This window comes from Hoeflea prorocentri, from assembly GCF_027944115.1.
In the GTDB taxonomy this organism is placed as follows: domain Bacteria; phylum Pseudomonadota; class Alphaproteobacteria; order Rhizobiales; family Rhizobiaceae; genus Hoeflea_A; species Hoeflea_A prorocentri.
Genome location: NZ_JAPJZI010000001.1, coordinates 3,591,285 through 3,612,155 on the forward strand (window position 1 = coordinate 3,591,285; position 20,871 = coordinate 3,612,155).

Annotated in this window: 18 protein-coding genes; 6 read left to right on the forward strand and 12 right to left on the reverse strand. The window is 56.5% G+C overall.

Annotation, left to right across the window (positions count from 1 at the left end; all coding sequences use genetic code 11):
* Positions 1 to 257: 257 nt before the first annotated feature.
* Both OQ273_RS16825 and OQ273_RS16830 read left to right on the forward strand, forming a co-directional pair.
* Positions 258 to 2,045: a caspase family protein gene (locus OQ273_RS16825; RefSeq protein ID WP_267991687.1), complete on the forward strand. Its 1,788-nt coding sequence runs from the start codon at positions 258 to 260 to the stop codon at positions 2,043 to 2,045.
* A gap of 130 nt (positions 2,046 to 2,175) precedes the next feature.
* The gene (locus OQ273_RS16830; RefSeq protein ID WP_267991689.1) at positions 2,176 to 2,364 is read left to right on the forward strand and encodes a hypothetical protein; all 189 of its coding nucleotides are present in this window, start codon (positions 2,176 to 2,178) and stop codon (positions 2,362 to 2,364) included.
* Positions 2,365 to 2,377: 13 nt separating this feature from the next.
* Here OQ273_RS16830 and OQ273_RS16835 read toward each other — a convergent pair whose 3' ends face one another.
* The 3 genes from OQ273_RS16835 to OQ273_RS16845 form a co-directional block, all read right to left on the reverse strand.
* Positions 2,378 to 4,147: an autotransporter outer membrane beta-barrel domain-containing protein gene (locus tag OQ273_RS16835; RefSeq protein WP_267991691.1), complete on the reverse strand. Its 1,770-nt coding sequence runs from the start codon at positions 4,145 to 4,147 to the stop codon at positions 2,378 to 2,380.
* Positions 4,148 to 4,678: 531 nt separating this feature from the next.
* Positions 4,679 to 5,728, reverse strand: a complete 1,050-nt coding sequence (locus OQ273_RS16840; protein WP_271292118.1) for an AraC family transcriptional regulator — start codon at positions 5,726 to 5,728, stop codon at positions 4,679 to 4,681.
* 69 nt (positions 5,729 to 5,797) lie between these two features.
* Positions 5,798 to 6,811 carry an AraC family transcriptional regulator gene (locus OQ273_RS16845; protein ID WP_267991693.1) on the reverse strand — a complete coding sequence of 338 codons (1,014 nt, stop codon included), beginning with the start codon at positions 6,809 to 6,811 and terminating at the stop codon, positions 5,798 to 5,800.
* A 723-nt stretch (positions 6,812 to 7,534) separates the two neighbouring features.
* On the opposite strand from OQ273_RS16845, the gene OQ273_RS16850 reads away from it, so the two are divergent.
* Both OQ273_RS16850 and OQ273_RS16855 read left to right on the forward strand, forming a co-directional pair.
* Positions 7,535 to 7,657, forward strand: coding sequence for a hypothetical protein (locus tag OQ273_RS16850; RefSeq protein WP_267991695.1), 123 nt, complete (start codon positions 7,535 to 7,537; stop codon positions 7,655 to 7,657).
* A gap of 55 nt (positions 7,658 to 7,712) precedes the next feature.
* Positions 7,713 to 8,870, forward strand: a complete 1,158-nt coding sequence (locus OQ273_RS16855) for an iron-containing alcohol dehydrogenase (protein WP_267991697.1) — start codon at positions 7,713 to 7,715, stop codon at positions 8,868 to 8,870.
* A 54-nt stretch (positions 8,871 to 8,924) separates the two neighbouring features.
* Here OQ273_RS16855 and OQ273_RS16860 read toward each other — a convergent pair whose 3' ends face one another.
* On the reverse strand, positions 8,925 to 9,752 hold the full coding sequence (locus OQ273_RS16860) for a methyltransferase domain-containing protein (protein ID WP_267991698.1): 828 nt from the start codon (positions 9,750 to 9,752) through the stop codon (positions 8,925 to 8,927).
* Positions 9,753 to 9,924: 172 nt separating this feature from the next.
* Between OQ273_RS16860 and OQ273_RS16865 the strand changes: the two genes are divergently transcribed.
* The gene (locus OQ273_RS16865) at positions 9,925 to 11,649 is read left to right on the forward strand and encodes a sugar phosphorylase (RefSeq protein ID WP_267991700.1); all 1,725 of its coding nucleotides are present in this window, start codon (positions 9,925 to 9,927) and stop codon (positions 11,647 to 11,649) included.
* Here the strand turns inward: OQ273_RS16865 and OQ273_RS16870 are convergent.
* Genes OQ273_RS16870 through OQ273_RS16880 form a run of 3 tightly spaced genes read right to left on the reverse strand, consistent with a single transcriptional unit; the run spans position 11,643 to position 13,966 of the window.
* Entirely contained in the window at positions 11,643 to 12,863 is a 1,221-nt protein-coding gene (locus OQ273_RS16870; protein WP_267991701.1) for a glycosyltransferase family protein, read from the reverse strand. The two genes, OQ273_RS16865 and OQ273_RS16870, sit on opposite strands and share 7 nt — an antisense overlap.
* 12 nt (positions 12,864 to 12,875) lie before the next feature.
* Positions 12,876 to 13,646, reverse strand: a complete 771-nt coding sequence (locus tag OQ273_RS16875; protein WP_267991703.1) for an HAD-IIB family hydrolase — start codon at positions 13,644 to 13,646, stop codon at positions 12,876 to 12,878.
* Positions 13,646 to 13,966: a c-type cytochrome gene (locus tag OQ273_RS16880; protein ID WP_267991705.1), complete on the reverse strand. Its 321-nt coding sequence runs from the start codon at positions 13,964 to 13,966 to the stop codon at positions 13,646 to 13,648. The genes OQ273_RS16875 and OQ273_RS16880 overlap by 1 nt, the downstream gene beginning before the upstream one ends.
* Positions 13,967 to 14,130: 164 nt before the next feature.
* Here OQ273_RS16880 and ilvC point away from each other — a divergent pair, with 164 nt between their 5' ends.
* Positions 14,131 to 15,114, forward strand: coding sequence for a ketol-acid reductoisomerase (ilvC, locus tag OQ273_RS16885; RefSeq protein WP_267991707.1), 984 nt, complete (start codon positions 14,131 to 14,133; stop codon positions 15,112 to 15,114).
* Between the two features lie 317 nt (positions 15,115 to 15,431).
* Here the strand turns inward: ilvC and OQ273_RS16890 are convergent, their stop codons facing one another.
* From OQ273_RS16890 to OQ273_RS16910, 5 genes are all read right to left on the reverse strand, one after another.
* Positions 15,432 to 16,112 carry an SGNH/GDSL hydrolase family protein gene (locus OQ273_RS16890; protein ID WP_267991709.1) on the reverse strand — a complete coding sequence of 227 codons (681 nt, stop codon included), beginning with the start codon at positions 16,110 to 16,112 and terminating at the stop codon, positions 15,432 to 15,434.
* Positions 16,113 to 16,135: 23 nt separating this feature from the next.
* Positions 16,136 to 17,095, reverse strand: a complete 960-nt coding sequence (locus OQ273_RS16895) for an ABC transporter permease (protein WP_267991710.1) — start codon at positions 17,093 to 17,095, stop codon at positions 16,136 to 16,138.
* A 1-nt stretch (position 17,096) separates the two neighbouring features.
* Complete coding sequence (locus tag OQ273_RS16900; RefSeq protein ID WP_267991711.1) at positions 17,097 to 18,059, reverse strand: ABC transporter permease; 963 nt, start codon at positions 18,057 to 18,059, stop codon at positions 17,097 to 17,099.
* A 30-nt stretch (positions 18,060 to 18,089) separates the two neighbouring features.
* Positions 18,090 to 19,583, reverse strand: a complete 1,494-nt coding sequence (locus OQ273_RS16905) for a sugar ABC transporter ATP-binding protein (protein WP_267991713.1) — start codon at positions 19,581 to 19,583, stop codon at positions 18,090 to 18,092.
* 107 nt (positions 19,584 to 19,690) lie between these two features.
* Complete coding sequence (locus tag OQ273_RS16910; protein ID WP_267991715.1) at positions 19,691 to 20,767, reverse strand: substrate-binding domain-containing protein; 1,077 nt, start codon at positions 20,765 to 20,767, stop codon at positions 19,691 to 19,693.
* Positions 20,768 to 20,871: the final 104 nt, after the last annotated feature.

The window sequence follows — 20,871 nt, forward strand, 5'->3', positions numbered from 1 at the left end:
CAACTGCGCCAATACGATCGGCGGCACAATTTATTCTGTACGCTATCAAACAACTTCCAAGAGGCAAGCAAATATACGCGACATAATAGTATTCTGAAACAAGAGAACATCGAAGAACTTTCATAAACCACAGGCTAAATTACTGTTTGCTCTACTAAATATACAACTGTCCACAACCAGAAATTTTCCCTACTACCAAAAGTAGAAAACAAATGCACTACTTATAGTGGCGTCGGTGCAAGACAGGGAGAAACCCGATGACTGGACGAACAATCAAGGTGTTGGGTGTGCATGGTCTGGGCGATCATCGTGACGGGACCTGGATGCCGCGATGGACAAAGGCGATCGAAGAATCGTTTCCCCTGGTCGAAGGTGACGCGGTCAGATGTGACTATCTGAACTATGACGACATATTCTTTGATGAAACGGATCTCAGCGGATTCGAGATTGCCCGTGCCTTGTGGAAGCTTTCAAAAAGCGGGATCGGCAGTTTCGGAAGACGCGACCGCGGCTTTCTGGACAAGGTGGCTTACTGGGTCCAAAAGTCCGCCGGCTACGTGGTCGCGTGGGTTGAGGATGATGAGTTCCAGCAAAAGACACGGAGCCGGTTGCTTGAAACCATCATTGAAGAGAAACCGGATGTTCTGATCGCACACAGCCTGGGCTCCCTCATTGCCTACAATGCTCTTTCCCATGCTGTTGCGCGGGACAACCCCGAGCTGTCATCCGTGGTCAGCAAAATGATCCTGGTTACGATCGGTTCCCAGGTCGGCAATCCGTTTGTGATCGGAAACCTGACCACGGGACGGCTGGACGCGCTCCCGGTTGCATTCTGGCATCACTGTTACAACAAGCACGACAGCGTCTTCACCCGCCCGATCAACCTGGCAAACGCCGACAATTTTCAACAAACCGATACACCCTTCGATATTGAAGGAGCAGCGGACCACGCCGCGGACAGCTACATCTCCCATCCCGCCGCGATCGACGGTATCTGGAGACCCATATGCCATCAGCGCAGGATCGCGAGATCGTTCAGCGGCGTCAGGGCGCTGCGCGCAAGGCCTGCCGGTGTCAGCGGTCCGTCGCGCCGCGCCTTGCTGGTCGGCATCAATGCCTACCCCAACGAACAGGACCGGCTTGAAGGATGTGTGAACGACGTCTTCAAAATAAGCGCCGTCCTGCAGGAATGCGGGTTCAAGCCGGAGGAAATACGGACATGTCTGGACAGCCGCGCAACAGCTGATGGCATACTGGAGCGGCTGGAATGGCTGCTGGACGAGCCGGCCTCCGGCGCGGAACGGGTGTTTTACTTCAGCGGCCATGGTGCCCAGATACCCGAATATGGCGAACATCACGAACCGGACAGGCTCCTGGAGACACTGGTGCCGTGGGATTTCGACTGGACACGGGAAACAGCGATCACCGACGACCGCATCTTCCAGTGGTACAGCCAACTGCCCTATGACATGCGGCTGGCACTGATCTTTGATGCCTGCCACTCAGGTGGCATGACGCGAAGTGGCTCTTCCAGACCCAAAGGTCTTTCACCACCCGACGACATTCGGCACCGGGAGCTGAAATGGGACCGCAAGACAAAGATGTGGGTGAGCAGGAGCTTCAGGCGCCTCAATAAGGACTTTTCAGATAGCGCGAGGGACAGCGCCGCTTTCTTCGGCAAAGACGGCGCCACCGAAAGACTTGGCCGCGCGACCATGCTGCGCACTATGTCGGTCGGCGAATACAAGAAGGCGAAGAAGAAGCAGAAGGACAAGCCTGTCGGACCCTATCTGCCCCTTATCATTCAGGCCTGTGCTGAAAACGAATTAGCCTACGAATATGTTGACGGCGTCACGAGTTACGGAGCCTTTACCTACTCGCTTGTCTCGATACTCAGGCGGAAAACACAAAAGGGCAAGAAGGTGACATTCGAGCAACTTGTGAAGCTCGCCAGGAATCAACTCAAAGACTTGCAGTATGATCAAGTGCCGCAAATCCTGGGTCCTACAGCCATCAAGAAGGCTCGCGTGCCCTGGCTGGAATAACGGTGACCGTTTACTCAATCCCGAATTTTGATCCAAAAGCGTGATTTCAGGTGAGGTTCTCGGTCAGTCTTGCAACCGGCCTCAACCAGCACCATGTCTGAAACAGGCTCATAACAAGGACGGATTTGGTTTGGCTTTTCTGGCGATTGCGGCGGCGATATCGGCAATGGTGGGACTTTCCGCCCACTATCTTGCCATCAAAAAGAACAGGGCGGTCAGGCCGTGGGTTTTCGCGAGCGTCCTGTTTGTGTTGCCGCTTGCCCTGCTGGCGCTGTTGCCGGCCAGGCAAATCCCGGTCACGGCTTTGGACAACAAGTAAAAGCCGCCGCGGCCTAGAACGAGTGCCGCAGGCCGATTGTTCCGCCGTAGGCTTCAAAATCTTCATCGCCAAGACCGTCATAAAAGCCCGAGGCTGACAGGCTGAACCCGTTCTCGCCCTTTGCGTCGAATCCGATCTCCAGCTGCGACCTGACGCCTTCTTCGGCAAGCCTCGGCTGACCGGAAACCGTTGTCGCCGTGTTGCGTTGAGCAAATGTCCATATACCGGTGACTGTCGTAAAAGGCACGAACGTCATTCCGTTGTCCAGGGGCATCGCCGCGCTGATCGTCGGCCCGAATTCGAACGTGCCGGTCTCGACCGTCACCTCCGGGATTACAGCGCCAAGGCTGTCGACATAGGCATCGGACTGTTCGCGGAACCAGGACAGCCTTGCCTCCGGGAGGATGGTCAGGCCGCCGGTGCTGAATTCACCGACCAACGCACCCGTCGCGAGCCAGCGTCCAGCGTCGAAATCGTCCTGATAGGTCGCAAGCGGGCTGACCTCATTGTAGGACCGCCCCCAGGCCGCCCTTGCGTCAACAATGAGATTGGGGGCCAGCCGCGCCGTGCCATAGGGGCCGACCATGAAGCCCCAGCCCGTCACCGAGCCGGTGCCGTCAGGCGCGTTCATGTCGGTCCAATCAAACTGGCTGCCCAGACCAAGAAGTATGTTCTCGGTGAACAGATAGTCCATTCCAGTGTGGACGACGCCGAAATTGCCGTCACCAGCGGCGGCGTTGAAACGGCTGAACGTGCCCTCGGCCCAAATGTCGTAACGCTGCCGCGGGGGATCGGCGCCAGGCGGGTTGTTGTCCAGCGCTTCCACCGTCGCGCGATCGAACGCGTTGGTGACGGTGGAAGCGCCGGCCTCGTCGGGGGGCGAGCCGACAAGCGCGTTTGCAAGGCCGGTTACGTCGCCGGAAAGGCCTTGCAGTTCAGCTGGCGCGCGTGAGCGCAGCAGGCTGTAGGAAAGCGATGCACGCTCCCTGCCAAGCGTCGCCTCGAAAGGCAGGGCGCCATTGCGATAGGCAAAGCCGAAACCGCTCACCCCGCCATTGTTCGTTATCGTGCCGTTCAGGCGGTCGAGCCGCCGTTCCAGTTGCGGCTGGTTTTCAAGGATAAGCCGGCCGCGTGTTTCCGTGAATGCGCCGATTTGGCCCGTTGTTACGTCGACCGGATCGAGGCCCGTGCCGGTGACCTCCATCTCAAATGACACATCGGCGTTGTCGAAGTGCCTCGAGCCCTCAAAAGTGCTACCACCGGGATCAGAACCACAGCTTTCACATCCGCGTGTCTGGTTGAGACGATCGTTTGATGAAAAGCGGTCAATTATCGATGCCCTGATATATTTGACCCCGCTGGTGGGGTTTGGAATATCGAAGACGACTGTTCTCGTCTGCCAGATATTGAGAAGCCGGGTCGTGAGCCCAACGCCGACAAATTGATCCCCCTCTACCAGCTCCGAGTATATCTCAGACCAGCTGGAGCCGTCATAGTAGAAGAGTTTTATGTGAATCCCATTGTTCCATGTATTCCCGTAAAGAGGGATTCGGTCAGCATACCAATCAAAGGTGATCGTTATCTGGCTCTCACCCGTGACCGCATAATTTAGGTTGCGCACCTGATCGTGTACGTCGGAAACGGCTGCGCCATCGGCGAGGAGAACACTGTTCCCGGTTCCGGACGCAGGCGATATCTGCACGGTGGCCGCAGCGTGAGCACCGACGCCGAAAAGCGACAGGGCCAGCCAGACCAGTGCAAGCCAGGCAGTTCTCCTGCGCATGACGACATGGTCGCAGCGCCCTCGCGCGCAGGATGCCACGGGTTTCGAAATCGTATGCGCATGTCCAGGCCGGGCAGATGTCACAGGCCCACCTCGCCCGGACCTTCGGTGAAGGCGGCCAGGCTTTGCCGGCCATGCACCGCAGACGTCTCCGGCCGCAAAAGTCGCTTCGCGCCGACCAAGCGCCTTTGTCATCCATCCTATGAGTCGCTGCACGCCATGCCCCTCTATGTCACGCCTACCCGCGTTGCACAGCCAGCCGAAAAAGCAGTGCGATCAATTGCATGTGACCGCACAGCCTTCCGTCACATGCGTCGAACTGCCTGCCCGCCGCATTCGCGCCATGCCCTTTGGTTTTACAGGATTGCGGGCGGGTCCGTTATGCAAACAGCGAAGAGTGCGCAGCAATGCTTTCGGATTTCTTCACATGGAAACAATGGCTTGAGTTGTTACTGCGCAGTTTGCGCAGGCCTTGCAGCACGCCGGACTGCGGAGCCGAAAAGAGCCTCAGAACTGCAAGAACCTGGTCGATCAGACAACGCCGCTGGTCAGGCTTCTTCGGGCCGGTGGTGCTTTGCCTTCAAACGCCCTCTGACGGGTCTGCGACGGCAACTCGCCGAACTGCTTGCGGTAGTAACTGGTAAACCGGCTCCAGTCCCAAAAGCTTTCTTCGGCGGCGATATCGCCGATGCTCTCGTCCGCCCGCTCCGGATCGAGCAATTTATGGCGGGCATTGTGGAGGCGTACGACGCGCAGATAGGCCATAGGCCCCAGGAAGGCAAAATCCGAAAAGGCCTTCTCCAGCGATCTTTGCGAACCGAGCTCCCGCGTCAGGCCAGCCCTGACCCGATCCATCAAGCCGCTATCGTTGATCAGCATGGTGCGCGCGCGCTCAAAGCGCTGGAAACCGCGGGCACGATCCACAGTCGACAGGCCGTTGATCTTGAGCCATTCCAGGGTCAGCGCGGAGGCGATGCCGGTCAATGCGATGTCGTCGATAACGGCGCGCCTTTCCGGATCTCTGGTACCGAGCGCGATTTCCAGCGCCGCAAACATGCGGTCACGCAGCGTTTGAACCAGATTGACCGATCGAATCAGCACTCCGTTGCGGCCCAGCCCCATCAACCAGTCCGCCAGCTGCGGTTCGAGGACAAGGCTCGCAAGAAGCGCATCGCGATCGACGGCAAATGCCAGCGTTATGGCATCGGGTGGTGCGACGATAGTCGTCTCCCCACCCGGCGGGGTAACGCAGAGCATGTCCTTGCTCTTCAGCTTGCCATTGGTGACAAACTGCTTGGTATCGTTAAGCACCAGGCAGAAGCTGAACAAATCCTGGGGCGTTGAGAACTGCTTTTCGATGGCCTGTGAGGAGAACTCCATGAAGATGGAGACACGTCCGACCATCGCACACAGAACCCGACCCTGAAATATACCCGGCGTGAGCTGCCTGTGGACGACGTTGCTCTGGTCAAACAGCGAAGTCTGCATTTCGAAATCGCTCTGCGATACGTCGATGACAAAGTCGTTTGGCTCCTGCCGTGCATATTTCGGAAACCAAAGATTTGCAGTCTCCAAATTCATCATTGCCCCCGCTGCCAATTTTATGTCTCGTTGTGGTTTAAATTGGCCGCCGGCCAAGGGTGTTCGTTTTCATACCGCTGCTACAGAAACCCGCTCACGTGCCCGCGATGGCAGTTCGCCGAACTGCTTGCGGTAGTAGCTCGTGAACCGGCTCCAATCCCAAAAACCTTCTTCAGCGGCCAAGTCGCCGATGCTCTCGTCGATCCGTCCCGGGTCAAGCAGCTTGCGACGGGCATTGTGCAGGCGCAACAAACGAGAATAGGCGAGCGGCCCCATGGCGACGTGTTCGGAAAAAGCCTGTTCGACCGATCGCCACGAACCGGTACCGTTTAGCAGCCGGGCCTTGTGCATATGGACACTATAAATGTCGTTCATCAGCGCGTTTCGAGCGTGATGAAAACGCTCGAAACCACGCGGGAGCTGGCGTATCGGAAGCGTATCGGACTTCAGCCATTCAAGGGAGAAGGCGGACGCGATGCTAAACAACACCGCCTCGTCGATCACGGCGAGCTTTTGCGGTGTCGTAGCGTGCGCCACGCTTTCAAGCGCTGCCAGTGCGCCTGCGCGAATGCCTTGAACGAAGCTCCTTGATTTGATCATCTCGCCGTACTTGCCGATGGCCATGAGCCAATCCGCGACGTCGGGCAGCATGCCGGAATTCTCGAGGAACGCGTCGCGCTCAATCGTGAAGGCCAACATAGTGCCACCCGGCGGGGAAATGCAGATCGCCTCGCCGTTTGGCGGCGTCACGTAAAGCCAATCCATAGATTTGGTGATCCCATTGGCAATGAAGGAAGAGGTCTCACGCAACCCCAGGCACATCGCAAAATGGCCCGGCGGCACATCGATATCCTTCTCGATTGCCTGGTTGCAATACTCCATGTAAATCGCCAGGCGACCAAGATCGGCGCGAAAAAGTCGGCCCTCAAACCGACCGGGTGTCAGCTGCGTGTATTTTATGTTCAGCTCTGCCATCAGGGACGATTGGGCGTCAAAATCTCTTTGTGAGGAGTCCAGAACAAAATCGAGCGGTGCGGTATGAATTTTGTCCGGAAACCAAAACTCTGATCCATTCAAGCCCATATGATTTCCCCGGAACGTTTTTGGAAATTATGAATGGAACGGCCCCTTGTGCAGGCGCGATGGCAAAATCGCCCGAGCGCGCCGCATTTGATTGATAGGGTGGTGAACAGGCGCATTGTGTGAGCGATCGCGCATAAAGCACCCTGTCGGGCGATGCCGACACAAAGGGTCATTGAAAACACCGCGGTCGGTTGCGCGCACGTCAATGACCAACCCAAATCCGCGCCGAGTGAGAACGGCAGCACAACTAAGCCAGACAAACGTGCGTCGCGTCTGCAAGTAGGTACCGTTGGCACTGCAAGTATGTCCCGCCCTTTCGTCTCTCCTTGCCGCACGTTAAACGCAAATTGCATACCTTGTTATGCAGTTTGCGCAAATTTTCCACGTATCGTCCACGAAATTTGTGAAATATATTCATGTTCTTACTCACACAATGCACAATATGCGTAGTCCTTTTGCGGGCTGGAAGCAGAAAATGCTGCAGCGTGTTTGTTTATCCGATGTCAAATACTAAAACCGCGCTGGGGTCTTGGTCGGCATGCCGCGCCACTTTCGGGTGCGCCGGCATGCGCCAATCACGCAAATAATGAGCTAACATTCTAAAAAAGCTTCTAAATCAGCGATTGATCAATGGCCGCATGGTTTACTTCGGGAATATGAGTTGGTCGAGTACTACCGGGCCCGCTGCAAGTAATTCCGGGTGAAATAAACCTGACACTCAGCGTGACCCGTTTCACATCCATTCCACCGCGCTTCAAAGCGCTTGGCTCCACCTGCCACGCGCTGAAGAACCAGTCGATCGGCTTCGATCATATCGCCTTGCACATTCGGTCGCAGCGATATTGACAACACAGCGAATATCCGGCCGATATTCCCCCAGCGCGCCGAGGAGGAAACCGCCATGCATCCATTTAACTTCAATACCGCCGCCAGCATCAGATTTGGCGCGGGACTTGTTTCCCAGCTTGGTGACATGGTCAAAACAAGCATCGGTTCACGCGTTCTGCTGGTGACCGATCCAGGCATGATGGCGACCGGAATTGTCGATAAGGCCACTTATTCCCTGAAAGCATCGGGCGTGGACGTCAGCCTTTTTCAGGATGTGCAAGCGGACCCTCCGGAAAAAGTGGTCATGTCCTGCGCCGCAGCGGCAATCGAGCATGGATCTCAAGGCATCATCGGTCTCGGAGGTGGTTCCTCCCTGGACGTGGCAAAGCTTGCCGCGCTGTTGGCGCCTGGCAACGAAACCCTGAAAGACGCTTACGGTGTCGGCAACGCCAAGGGACCACGTCTTCCGCTTGTTCTTGTTCCAACCACGTCCGGCACCGGGTCAGAAGTGACGCCGATATCGATTGTGACAACCGGAACCAATGAAAAAATGGGTGTCGTGTCGCCCGTTATCATCCCGGATATCGCCCTGCTGGATCCGGAGCTGACTCTGGGATTGCCGCCACACATTACGGCCGCCACGGGTATCGACGCGATGGTACACGCAATCGAAGCCTACGCCTCGGCCAGCGCAAACAACAATCCTATTTCGCGCATGCTTGCCGAGAAAGCACTCGAGCTCATGGGCGCCGCTCTTTTGACCGCGGTGAAAGACGGCTCCGACATCGAAACACGTTCCGCAATGCTTTTAGGCTCGATGCTGGCCGGACAGGCGTTTTCCAATTCTCCCGTCGCAGCGGTGCACGCCCTGGCATACCCATTGGGAGGGCATTTTCATATTCCACACGGCTTATCAAACGCGCTGGTTCTGCCGCATGTGCTGCGGTTTAACTGTGAGACCAATCCGGAACCCTATGCGGCCATTGCTCCATTTGCTTTTCCGAAACTGGCCGAGATCGGCGAACAGGGTCGCGCGCTTGCGTTCTGTGACGAGCTGCAGAAGCTCTCACAAGCCTGCGGACTGCAGCAATCCTTGCGAGAGATGAACATCCCCGAGGATGTTCTGCCGAAACTGGCAGACGATGCGATGAATCAAACGAGACTGCTCGTCAACAATCCTCGCGAAGTCACACGTGATGATGCCTTGGCGATTTATCAGGCAGCCTATTGAAGGAGGCCCATGCGGCGGTCGTCAGAAAAACGAACGCCCGACACAGGCCCGAACCTAGGAGCACATGGCCGATATCACCACGGACGGGGCCGGCACAAGAAATCCGCCTTGCGTTTCCCGCCCGTCCGAGCGTACGCGCTGCGCCAGGTCGGCCCTGATGGCGTCACGTCTTTCGCTGCTTTGACCGCCCAGCAGCGATGCAGCGCGGACGGCTCCTTTGTCGAAAGCATCGAACAGCGCCTCTGGCGCAGAAACAAGAAGCTGGCTTGCGATCCCGGTCCCTTTGACGCCGGAAAACCCGCTACGCGTCAATATCGGCTCGGCGATTGCAATATCCGCCATCATATGGGCATCGGGCCCGGCAGGCAGTGTCACCGAAGGGTCGCCCAGGCGTTCAACGGCATCGAACAACCAGCCGAAAGCACCGCTTGAGCCCTTCCCCCGCCAAATCGAAAACGCGATCCGTCCGCCCGGCTTCAGAACACGCGCGGCCTCCCTCAGGCCCTGCCCGGTGTCGGGAAAATGCGGCACGCCAAACCCAATTGTCACCGCGTCAAAACCGTCATCGGGAAATGTCATCGCCATGGCATCGCCCTGAACGAATGTCGCGCCGGGCGCGGATTTTTGCGCCAGTGCGATCATGGCCGGGGAGAAATCAAGTCCGGTGACAGTCGCTTTCCTGTTCAAAAGCTCAACAGCGACGACGCCGTGCCCGGTGCACAGGTCAAGCACGCCGACGCCGGGCCCGGCTTCCACGGCATCCGCCATCTGCTTCGCAGCGAGGCGCGCCGCAAAATCAAAGCCATCCGCATAGCCCTGCGCGATTTGCGGGTCTGCCCAGCCATCATGCTCCATTTTCTCAAATGCATCGGTGTTGTTCATACGCCCCTCCCAGGAGCGCAGGAGACTAGCACGGATCAGACACGGACGGACAAATCGCGCTATTCAGGCGGGGCCGAACGCATGATCCGGCAAAATCGCAATTGTCATTCCTGTCCGGCATGTGCTTGTGTGGTATCGAGTAGAGTTCGAATTCCAGGCGAGATCACCACCAGTGTTTGGCAGCGAAATAGCGCAACGCGTTGCATCCATTTATCCCGATATTGACGCCGATATCCTGGCCAGCCAGATCATCGATGCGTTCTGGCCTGAAGGGACCCATCGCCGCAAACGCGCGCGGCGGCCAGGCAACATGCTTTGGTCCCAAACCAATGCGCTGCTGATCACCTATGGAAACTCGCTGATCGACGGGCAGCACAAACCACTTGATCTGTTGCATCACTTTTTACGCAACGACCTCAAGGGCGCGATTGATGGCGTGCACATATTGCCCTTCTTTCCTTTTACATCGGATGACGGGTTTGCCGTCTCCGACTACCGTAAGGTCAATCCGCAGCTCGGAGACTGGGTCGACATCAACCGGATTGCCGATGATTTCAAGCTGATGTCCGATCTGGTGCTCAACCATGTCTCCAGCCAAGGGCAATGGTTCAACGCCTACAGGCAGGGAAAGGCTCCGTTTGACAGGTTTTTCTTCGAAGCATCGCCCGACCAGGACCTCAGCCAGGTTGTGCGCCCGCGCACAACGCCTTTGCTGCAGGAGGTCGAGACGGTCAACGGTCCGCGCCATGTCTGGTGCACGTTCAGCCATGACCAGATAGACCTCGATTTCCGCAACCCGGAGGTCCTGCTGGAATTCCTGCGCATCATCAGGCTGCACATCGACAATGGCGTGCAGATCATTCGGCTCGACGCCGTCGCCTTTCTCTGGAAAGAAGCAGGAACACCCTCCATTCATCTGCGGCAAACCCATGAGATCGTGAAACTTATCCGCGCATTGTGCGATTACGCCGTTGAACCGGTTATCCTCTTGACGGAGACCAATGTTCCGAAGGCAGAGAATCTGAGCTATTTCGGCAACCGCGACGAAGCCCATGTCATTTACAATTTCCCCCTTCCGCCGCTTATTCTCCATGCCTTGATGGCCGGGACAGCCAAACACCTTGCAACATGGCAACGCGCCATGCCGCCCGCCCCGCTCGGATGCGCCTATTTGAATTTCACGGCCAGCCATGACGGTATCGGCATGCGCCCGGCTGAGGGCCTGCTAACGCAAGGCGATCAGGCGGCCATGATCAAGACGGTGAAAAAAACCGGCGGGCTTGTTTCGATGCGGGCGCTGCCGGACGGCGGCGAAGCACCCTATGAATTAAACACGACATTCTTCGATGCCCTGACCGAGACATTCAACGGTCCGGACAGCCATCACAGGGAGCGGTTTTTATGCTCGCAGACGATTGTGATGTCGCTTGAGGGTATTCCCGCATTCTACATACATGCGCTTTTGGCCACGCCGAATGACACCGAAGCGGTCGAAAAACGCGGCATGAACAGGGCCATCAACAGGCATCAGTGGAATTATGAGAAGCTTAGAAGCCTTTTGGACGATCCCGACAGCCGGCAAAAAAGCATTTTGAACGCCCTGCGCGACCGGCTGCTTGTGCGCAAGAACCAACCTGCCTTTCATCCCAATGCAACCCAGTTCACCCTGATGACGTCCGATGACCGGGTCTTCGGGCTTTGGCGGCAGAGCCTGGACCGGCAGCAATCCATATTCGCCCTGCACAATGTGAGCGCGGACACCGTCACACTACCGGCAACTGTCCTGAACCTGATTGCCGATGAGAACTGGGTCGATGTGCTGAATGGCGACGTGATTTCAGACGAAATTACGCTCAAGCCCTATCAATGCCGCTGGATCAGCAATCAGTCTTACTGAAACTCTTCCAGGTCAGCGGCGGCGGCGGTATGCAGATCGCGGATCAGATCCTGGTCCGCAGCGTGCACGCGGTTCCACGTGGGAATGAACGGCGTCTCATGCGGATTGTCCAGAAAGGTCTGACCGGCCCGCATGATGCTCTCGGAAAACAGTTCGATTGTGATCTCTTCGGCGTGGCGATCCAGCGTCAGACCGTTCATCTGTGCGTCGCTGTGATAAGCTTCCAGCAGATCAAGGGCGCTGCGATAGTAGGTTGCCTTGAGCGTGCGGAAAATGTTGTTTGTGAACACCGTGCCGTCGGCAGCCAGCTTGCGGAATATGGCCTTGCAGATATCTGTCGACATGCGGTTCAGGCCGGCATGGGCATCCTGTGGGCTTAAATCCTGATGTTTATGGTCGTAGGCATCTGCGATCTCCACCTGACAGACGGCGCGGGGTGCAAGATTGCGCCAGGCTTCTGAAAGCACGCCGATCTCGAGACCCCAATCGGAAGGGATGCGCATATCCGGCAATATGCTGGTGCGCATGGCAAATTCGCCCGACAGCGGATAACGGAAACTGCGCAGATAATCGATGTAATCACGCTCGCCGACCACTTTTTTCAAGGCAATCAGCAATGGGCTGACAAGCAACCGCGTGACACGGCCATTGAGCTTGTTGTTGCCAATTCGGGCGTAGTACCCCTTGGCGACCTGATAGGGAAATGTCGGATTGGCTACGGGATATATGAGCCGGGCCAGCATCTCATTCGAGTAGGTCAGGATATCGCAATCATGAATGGCCATCACGGCGCTGTCCTGGCAGCCGATCAGATAACCGATGGAAGACCACACATTCTTGCCCTTGCCCGGTTCCGTCGGTGCGAGCCCCATGGATTGAAGGCGCCCACCCACCTGCAGCATGCGGGGACTGTCGTTCCAGATAACGACATGTTTCTGATTGAGGCCCTTGAAAAAGGAGCAGGCATGGCGGAACTGATTTTCATCCGCACGGTCCAGCCCGATGATGATCCGGTGCAGATAGGTCACCTTTGAAAGCTCGGCCAGAATGCGCGGCATCGCGTCGGTTTCAAGCTCCGAATAAAGGCATGGCAGAACAAGCGACATCTTGCGCGATAGCGCGTAACTTTCCAGTTCGGCCGTCATTTGATCCAGCGAACGGGTGCGCAAATTGTGCAGCGTTGCTATGTTGCCGTTCTGATGAAAATCAACCATTCCTGTCCGGACCTATTCCATTGAGAGCGTTTGCAGCAAATGTTCGATTGCCCAGGACCAGCCTCGTGGTCCCGGCAATGTGGTACGTAAGATGCGTCCGGTGTTTTCACCTTGCAAGTGCGGCAAAGGCGCATTTTGCGGATTTGAAACGACGACACCGTAATCGGCGGCCTTCAGCATTTCCACATCGTTGGGCGCATCGCCGAGAGCGATCGTGTGCTGCGGCCTATATCTTGCCGTGATTTCCCGCATGGCATCGGCCTTTGTCCGGCCCTTTGAAAGGGTCAGGAACCGGCCGCCCTGTTGAGCCTTGATGCCCTGCTCGTTTAATGCCGCGACAAACCGGTCGCGCTCCACATCACTCCCGCCCCAGATGCCGGGTTCGGAGAAAGATCGCGCCTTGGCGCGTTCGGCCTCAGCCAATGACAAGCCGGTTTTTTCCGCGACCAGATTAACCGACATGTCACCAAAACCGAGAAACAAGCTTCTCAGGCGGTCGGGAAGGCTATCGAGATGACCCCTGACCTCCTTGTATTCATCCGCATCATGCTGCGAACGCTCCAGACCAATAATGCCCGCACCGTTTTCAACAATTGCCGGGCAAGCCTCCAACCCCATCGCCCGTTGCAGCGGTTTGATCTCGGGCACCGTCTTGCTGCTCGCAAGGACCACCATTGCGCCCATTTCGGCAAGCCGTCTAAGTGCCGGTTTGGCGTCATCCCAGGAATAGGTCTCGTGATCCAGGAGCGTGCCATCAAGATCGGAAAATACAATGAGCCGCATCACTCCAGCGACTTCAGGAACGTGATCAGATTGCTTGCCTGATCCGGGTCGAAACTGAATTGCGGCATGCTGGGGTGGCCGGTGACGATGCCCTCGACCAGCGCTTCTTCCAGAGCTTCAACCGGATAGTTTTCGTGCAGTTCACGAAAAGGCGGGGCAATGGAGAGCGGGCTTGAGCCGATTTTCTCGATGGAATGGCACTCGGCGCAATAGGTGGTCGCGAGAAGACGGCCGCGCTGCACATCGACCGCAACCTGCGCAATCGACACCTCGGCCGTAGCCACCAACGCGGCGGTTGCAAAAAGGCAATATCTGATCATATCAATCGAATCCCTCGTTATCGGTCCAGAATGCCACGAAACCGGCATTCGATCCAAGTACCGGAAAATCGCAAAATAGGTGACATATTTGGAATTACGGTGGCGGACTTGTCGGCTGGGCTTCTGGTCGTTACCACTATTCAGGATAAGAACCGGAGGACGATATGGCACAGTGGTATTTTGACGAAGATGGCGATCTGTCGCTGCTTGACGGAAAGACGATCGGCATTTTCGGCTATGGCAATCAGGGTCGCAGCCAGGCACTGAATATGCGCGATCAGGGCGCGACAGTCATTGTTGGCTCGCGCTCCGACTCCTCCGCCGAGCAGGCCCGGGAAGACGGGTTCGAAACGCTGCCTCTCGGCGAAGCGGCGGCGCGGGCCAATATCCATTTCATCCTCGTTCCCGACGAGATCATGCCGCAGGTCATGGCTGAGCATATCGCGTCTGGACTTTCGGCCGGCGACACGTTGGTCTTTGCCAGCGGTTACAATATCCATTTCAACAAGATCGAACCGCGCGCCGACGTCAATGTGGTGATGATCGCGCCGCGGATGATCGGGCGCGGAGTGCGCGAGAAATTCCTCGACGGCACTGGCTATCCAAGCCTTGTCGCCGTCCACCAGGATGCAAGCGGAAACGCGCAAGACATTCTGATCGCGCTTTCAAAGGCGATCGGCTCGACAAAGATGGGCGTTATCGAATCGAGCTTCGAGGAAGAGACCGTTGTCGATCTCTTCGCCGAGCAATCGGGTTATCTGCACGCGGTGCGCCGGGGTTACGAGGCCCTGACCGAAGCCGGCTGCAGCCCCGAAGCCGTCATGCTGGAACTCTATGCCTCCGGAGAGTTGCGCGAGGCGGCGGACTACATGATGGAACTCGGGCTCTTCGAACAGATGAAACTGCATTCGCGCACCAGCCAGTACGGACAGATCGTCTATGGCCGCCCCTCGCCGGGAGAAGAGGAAGCGGACAAGGAGCGCCTGCGCGAGGTGATCGCCAAGATCAAGGACGGACGCTTTGCCGCCAAGTGGACCGAGGTGCAGGAAAACGGTTCGGCCGAACTTGAAGCGGGATACAAACAGATGCGCGAAGACCCGATGATGGTCGAGGAACGCAAGCTCTACAAGCGGCTCGGTCGATTGTAGCAAGCAACGATCAAGAAAACGCGGCCGGGAGGCCGCGCTCATTTCTGCTTATTTTGCGCACCGGCGCGTGGATTCGCGTGGACGTTTTCTGCTGAGGCTACTGGCCATAACCATCGAAATTCCCGTACCAGCTTTCGGGCCAAAGGCCCATCCGCTGAGCGAGCCAGGCGGCAAAGAAAACGCCAAGAAAAAAGACTACAAAAAGCAGGATATGCCCAACCTTGGGCAGCTTCCTGAAGTTATGCATAATGATATACTGTCTTCGCGATTTGTCCCGCATTGTTCATGCCCTTGGCCGGACGCCTGCTTAACCCTGCTCACCCGGCATCGTCCGTTTCCCGAGCGAATATGTCCTTTACCTTAGCAGCAACGGCGCGACCGAGATCGTGATTATTTTCGGCGGTGAAGTGAATCCCGTCGCAGCCATCTGTTGTGATGACATCCCCCGCGTTCAGAAACTCGACCTTCAGGAAGTCGGCCATCGCTTCATATTGAGAGCCAAGCTCGGCTGACTTTTCGTGCGACCCGCCGAACATGCCTTGAAAATAGGGATGCGGCATGGGCGTCAGCGGCGGAGGCGCGATGACAAGGCATTTTGGCGCCGGATAAAGTGTCCCAATGCCTCCACCGCTTGTCAGCACCTGGCCAACCAGCTTCGACATGCCGTAGGCAATTTCATAGGGCGTGCGCCTGAAGAAGGATTTGGTGTCATTGGTGCCGAGCATGATGATTACAAGATCAAGCGGCAGGTGGCTGGCCAGGGCGGACGGGAGATAGGCGCTGCCGTTGACCCTTGGTTCGTTGGGGTCGTCGGCGCTTGTCGTGCGCGCACTCAAGCCCTCTTCTATGATGGAGTACCCGTCGCCGAGACGACCGGCCATCGCACCGGTCCACCGATCCTTGAAAGGGTAACGATAGGTCGGCGCGCCTTCGACGACCGGAATCCAACCCCATGTGAGAGAATCTCCAAAGCAGAGAATGGACTTTGTGTCGGACATGAATTCCTCCTTCAATCGAGCGATTAAGACTGCGATCCGGCGGTTCTGACGCCATAGAAGATAGCAGCGGCTAATATGATGACGCCCTGAGCAACCAGCTTTCCGGGTTCTCCGATGCCGAACGTCGTCATGACGACAAACAGCAGCGCAAAAGATAAAACCCCGAAGAAGGGGCCCCAGACGCCGCCCTCGCCCCTGCCAAAGACCACGCCGCCCAGAATCGTCGCCGCAACGGCGAGTATTGGCAGATCATGGCCAACCCTGACGCTGCCAACGGCAATGGATGCCGTTTGAACCAGGGAAGCCAGGGCAGTCATGAGGCCGGCAATGGTATGGGACAGTATGACGGTCCTTTCGACCGGCACGCCTGAAAACCGCGCAGCGACAGGGTTTGCACCGACGGAAACAACATTTCGGCCGAAGACGAAACGGGACAGGAAAATCGACATGAGTGCTGTTAGTACAATCCAGAAAACGACTGGTGCCGGAACCAACCAGACCTTGGTATTGTAGATCTCATTGAAGGTCGACGGCACGTCGCCCGGAGGCTTTCCGCTGGCCAGAAACTGCACGATTCCAACCAGGACAATGTTCACGGCAAGCGTGGCGATCACTGCCGACACGCGTCGCTTGCCGACCAGATAGCCGTTCAGCAGACCAACGGTCAAACCTGTTGCTAGGGAAAGGGCTATGAAGAAAGACAGCGAAGCGCCCGCAAACATTCCGGACGAAATATAGAAGTTAATCAGCAGCAGAACGCCCGCGCCGGAAAGATCGATCGAATTGACGCGGATGACCAGCAATTGCCCGAGTACCAGGATGCCTAGAGGCACGACCTGTCTTATAAAAATGCCCATGATATTGACATTGAGCATGTGCGGCCGGGCGATCCACAGCAGGACCAGCAGTCCGATGAAAATGAAATATGCTGGAGGGATGCGCGAAATCCGCTTGTAGATCGGATGGTTTGTCAGCACCGCCATGCTAAAGCCCCATCTTCTTACGCGACTGAAGGCCGACGACGAGAAGAAGAATTGCTCCTTTAATCGCCGTTTGTACAAAGGGAGAGATATTCGCGAGATTCATGCCGTTGGCCAGCAGGGCCATAACCACGGCACCGATGATTGTCCCGTGAAGACTGCCGACACCGCCCGACAACTGAGTGCCGCCAATCGCAACCGCCGTAATTGCGTCCAACTCGAAAAGCAGGCCGACATTCGGATCACCGGAAACGATACGGCCAGCCAGAAAGATACCGGCAAGCGAAGCGAAACAGGAACAGCCGACATAGGCAAGCAGAGTGTCGCGTTTGTCGGCTACGCCGAAGTTTCGGGCCGCATCCTCCGTGCCCGAGGCAATGCCGCCGCCAATTGCAAACAAGTGCAGCCCGAAGCGTGATCCGTGGATTATTTTCCAGGCCAGCAGGATCGTCAGGACACCCCAGAAAACAGGAAGCGGAATGCCCAGAAAAGATCCGGCGACGGCATCAATCACCACCTGTGGAACGTCACCGCCGGACACCGGACGCAGAATCCGCGTAATGCCAAGAACAATGTAAGACATGGACAGTGTCGCGATGATTGGATGGACATTCAGGCGAGTGACCGCGATTCCATTGACCAGACCAATCAGGGCAGCGAGGATAAAGACGCCGGGGATCGAAACAATGCCGGGCGCACCGAGCGCAAGTACGGCGGTCGTAAAACTGATGACCGAGCCGACGCTCAGATCGAGGCCGCCGACCAAAACCACCAGCATCATGCCGATGGCGGTTATGATCAACGGCATGGCCTGCGCCACGAGGTTAAGCAGATTCTCCGCTGTGAGGAATTGCCCGGTGGACAATCCAAGCCACACAACAATGGCCAAGGCGATCAAGAATGCGAAGACCCAACGGCCTTGCCGCCTGTCCTGTCCGTTAATCAATCTGATGAGTGTTGTTTTCATGTCTGCGTTCTTTGTTGGCGAGACGGGCACTTAACGGCTCAGGGCGGCGTCCAGGATACTGTGTTCAGTGGCCGATGCGGCCGGTAGCTCCGCGACAACGGTATTGTCATGAACCACGTAAATGCGGTCGCTCAGGCCAATGAGTTCAATCGTTTCCCGCGACAGCACGACCACCGCACCGCCCCTTTCGGCGAAGTCCCTCAATAATTTGTAGATTTCGGATTTGGCCCCGATATCGACGCCGCGCGTCGGCTCTTCAACCAGAAGGATGTCCATCTGCGCCACAAGATACCGGGCCAGAAGAACTTTCTGCTGGTTGCCGCCGGATAACGCACCGACCAACTCGGTCGGTCCCGCCGCGCGAACGGACATGCTTGCAATCATCTCCCTGACCTTGTCCCGGTAACTGTGGGCAAGGGTGAAATCCGACCTGCGGCTATGCAGACCTATTGCGATATTGTGGCCGATGGTCAGCCTGAGAAAGAGGCCTTCGTCCTTTCTGTCTTCGGGAACAAATCCGACCCCCAACGACTGCATCTGACGAATGGCCTTCTCCGTGTTTAGCGGGAGACTGACGTTCTTGCCCTTTACGGCCACCAAGCCGGAATGAGGTTCGAACTGGCCGATAAGAGAGCGGAGGAACTTCTGCTGCCCCTGTCCTTCCAATCCCGCTATGGCGACAATTTCACCGCGACCGACGGTAATGGAAAAAGGTTGTGAATCGGTCGCAATTCTGAAATCGGTAACTTCAAGAAGCGGCTCCCCTACGGTCGCGGCACGGGGCGGAAAAAGGTCTTCCAACTCTCTGCCCACCATCATCGCGATAAGTGATGCCGGAGTCATTTCCGAAAGCGACTGCGTGGCCATCAGTTCGCCGTCTTTCAAGACGGTTACCGTGTCGCAAAGGTCAAAAATTTCGTCCATGCGATGCGAGATGTAGACAATTGCCTTACCTGAATCGCGGAGCCGGCGGATGTGTTTGTTCAGAATTTCGACGTCAGCCGCATTGAGGGCCGCAGTGGGTTCATCGAGGATGAAGATGTCGGCATCTGCTTTGATACCATGAGATATCTCCACGAACTGACGCTGAGCAATGCTGAGTTCGGAGACCAGCGTGTTGGGATTCAAATCCAGTCCCAACTCTGACAATGCCCTCGCGGTTTCTCCATTCATCCTCGCGTAGTCAACCGATCCAAGACGCGTAACAGGCTCGCGACCGAGAAACATGTTTTCGGCGATGGTCAGATTGGGCAGAAGGGACAATTCCTGAAAGACAGTCGATATTCCGAATTCAAGCGCCTCTTTGGGATTGGCGAAAGCAACCGCATTGCCGCTCTTGTATATCTCACCGCTGTCCGGTTGATGTACACCCGCCAGCATCTTCATCAACGTCGATTTACCAGCTCCGTTTTCACCCATCAGTGCGTGAATGGAACCCGGGTAAAGGTCAATTGAAACATCCCGAAGCACAACGCTTCCGCCGAAGGCTTTGGAGATTCTCAACATTTCGATCAGTGGTTTCACGTTATCTCCACCACAGCGGCTGCCAATTCGGATAGTCGTCAACACGTTCTGTGGGGATGTGTGGATTCATCCCCACAGAAGTTGGTCTGACATGGTCCTGGGAGAGACTAATTCCTGCCGTAGAGTTCCTGCAATTTCTCTTCCGGCAGTTCCGTTGGCCACCAAACATTCGCCGACAGATCATCGCGATAGTATTGCCTGGTCTTGTCCAGGTCCCAGCCTTCCGGATTGTAATCGTAGTGTTTCTTGAGTTCCTTGCCTTCAAGCAGAGCAACGGCGGCACGAACACCGGCCGCCCCCTGAGCCGGCGAATACTCAGCCGATATCGATTGAAATCCGTCCTTAATCCACTGACCGAAGAAACCGTTATTGCCTTCACCGGAGATTGGCGGGATATCTGCACCAAACTGCTTGAATACATCGACACATGCGCGTGTCATATCCGCGCCCGACGACCAGATTCCATCGACATTGGGATTGTTCAGATACAGCGTTTCACATAGCTTCTTGGTCTTGTCGTATTGCCAGTCACCATGCTCCTCGACTAGGATCTCGATATTGGTACCTTCAAGCGACTGCAGGAGACCGTTGTATCGATTTGTGTCCTCCGGGTGTCCGGCCAGTCCGCGAAGAACCCATATTTTGGCATCGTTTCCAACCGCATCGACAAGCCAGTCACCCATAACCTTTCCAAAGTGCTCCGCCCCACCCTGGATCTCGGTTGTAAACGAGTTGCTCTCAATGCGTCCCGTATGCAGAACGACCGGAATTCCCGCAGCCACGGCCTTCTCAATGGAAGCGTCGGCTGATGTGGATGTCACTGGCTGCACGATAATCGCGTCCATGCCTTGCGCAATCAGATCCTCGATATCGGCAACCTGTTTCTTCTGATCAAACCCGGCGTCGAGCAAGACAAATTTCTCAATACAATCTACGGCAGCCGCTGCGCCCTCCGATTCATGCGCAACCTGCACTGTCCAGGTGTTCGCATTGACGCCAAAATGGCTCATTCCGATTTTCCAGCCGCACGGCTTCTGAAATTTACCGGCAGGAACAACAGGATTGTCGCCCGGTCGCTCGGTTACGCCGTCCATGATTTTCACATCCTCGGCAAAGGCCGGAAAGGTCAGAGTTGTTGTGGCAAATAACACACCAGCGGTGATTGCTGTGGCTAGTTTCGTCATGGGTTTGCCTCCATCTGGATTGACAAGTTCGATCCTTACACACGCACTCCGAACGGCTTGGCTGCCGGCTTCGCAGACGATGATTCTGGAGAACAGCACCCGAG

Excerpts from the sequence above, each read along its gene's own strand:
- OQ273_RS16835 (WP_267991691.1), bottom strand. The coding sequence starts at position 4,147 with ATGCGCAGGAGAACTGCCTGGCTTGCACTGGTCTGGCTGGCCCTGTCG.
- OQ273_RS16875 (WP_267991703.1), bottom strand. The coding sequence starts at position 13,646 with ATGCGGCTCATTGTATTTTCCGATCTTGATGGCACGCTCCTGGATCAC.
- OQ273_RS16855 (WP_267991697.1), top strand. The coding sequence starts at position 7,713 with ATGCATCCATTTAACTTCAATACCGCCGCCAGCATCAGATTTGGCGCG.
- OQ273_RS16845 (WP_267991693.1), bottom strand. The coding sequence starts at position 6,811 with ATGGGCTTGAATGGATCAGAGTTTTGGTTTCCGGACAAAATTCATACC.
- OQ273_RS16900 (WP_267991711.1), bottom strand. The coding sequence starts at position 18,059 with ATGAAAACAACACTCATCAGATTGATTAACGGACAGGACAGGCGGCAA.
- ilvC (WP_267991707.1), top strand. The coding sequence starts at position 14,131 with ATGGCACAGTGGTATTTTGACGAAGATGGCGATCTGTCGCTGCTTGAC.
- OQ273_RS16910 (WP_267991715.1), bottom strand. The coding sequence starts at position 20,767 with ATGACGAAACTAGCCACAGCAATCACCGCTGGTGTGTTATTTGCCACA.
- OQ273_RS16895 (WP_267991710.1), bottom strand. The coding sequence starts at position 17,095 with ATGGCGGTGCTGACAAACCATCCGATCTACAAGCGGATTTCGCGCATC.
- OQ273_RS16880 (WP_267991705.1), bottom strand. The coding sequence starts at position 13,966 with ATGATCAGATATTGCCTTTTTGCAACCGCCGCGTTGGTGGCTACGGCC.
- OQ273_RS16825 (WP_267991687.1), top strand. The coding sequence starts at position 258 with ATGACTGGACGAACAATCAAGGTGTTGGGTGTGCATGGTCTGGGCGAT.
- OQ273_RS16870 (WP_267991701.1), bottom strand. The coding sequence starts at position 12,863 with ATGGTTGATTTTCATCAGAACGGCAACATAGCAACGCTGCACAATTTG.
- OQ273_RS16840 (WP_271292118.1), bottom strand. The coding sequence starts at position 5,728 with ATGAATTTGGAGACTGCAAATCTTTGGTTTCCGAAATATGCACGGCAG.
- OQ273_RS16860 (WP_267991698.1), bottom strand. The coding sequence starts at position 9,752 with ATGAACAACACCGATGCATTTGAGAAAATGGAGCATGATGGCTGGGCA.
- OQ273_RS16890 (WP_267991709.1), bottom strand. The coding sequence starts at position 16,112 with ATGTCCGACACAAAGTCCATTCTCTGCTTTGGAGATTCTCTCACATGG.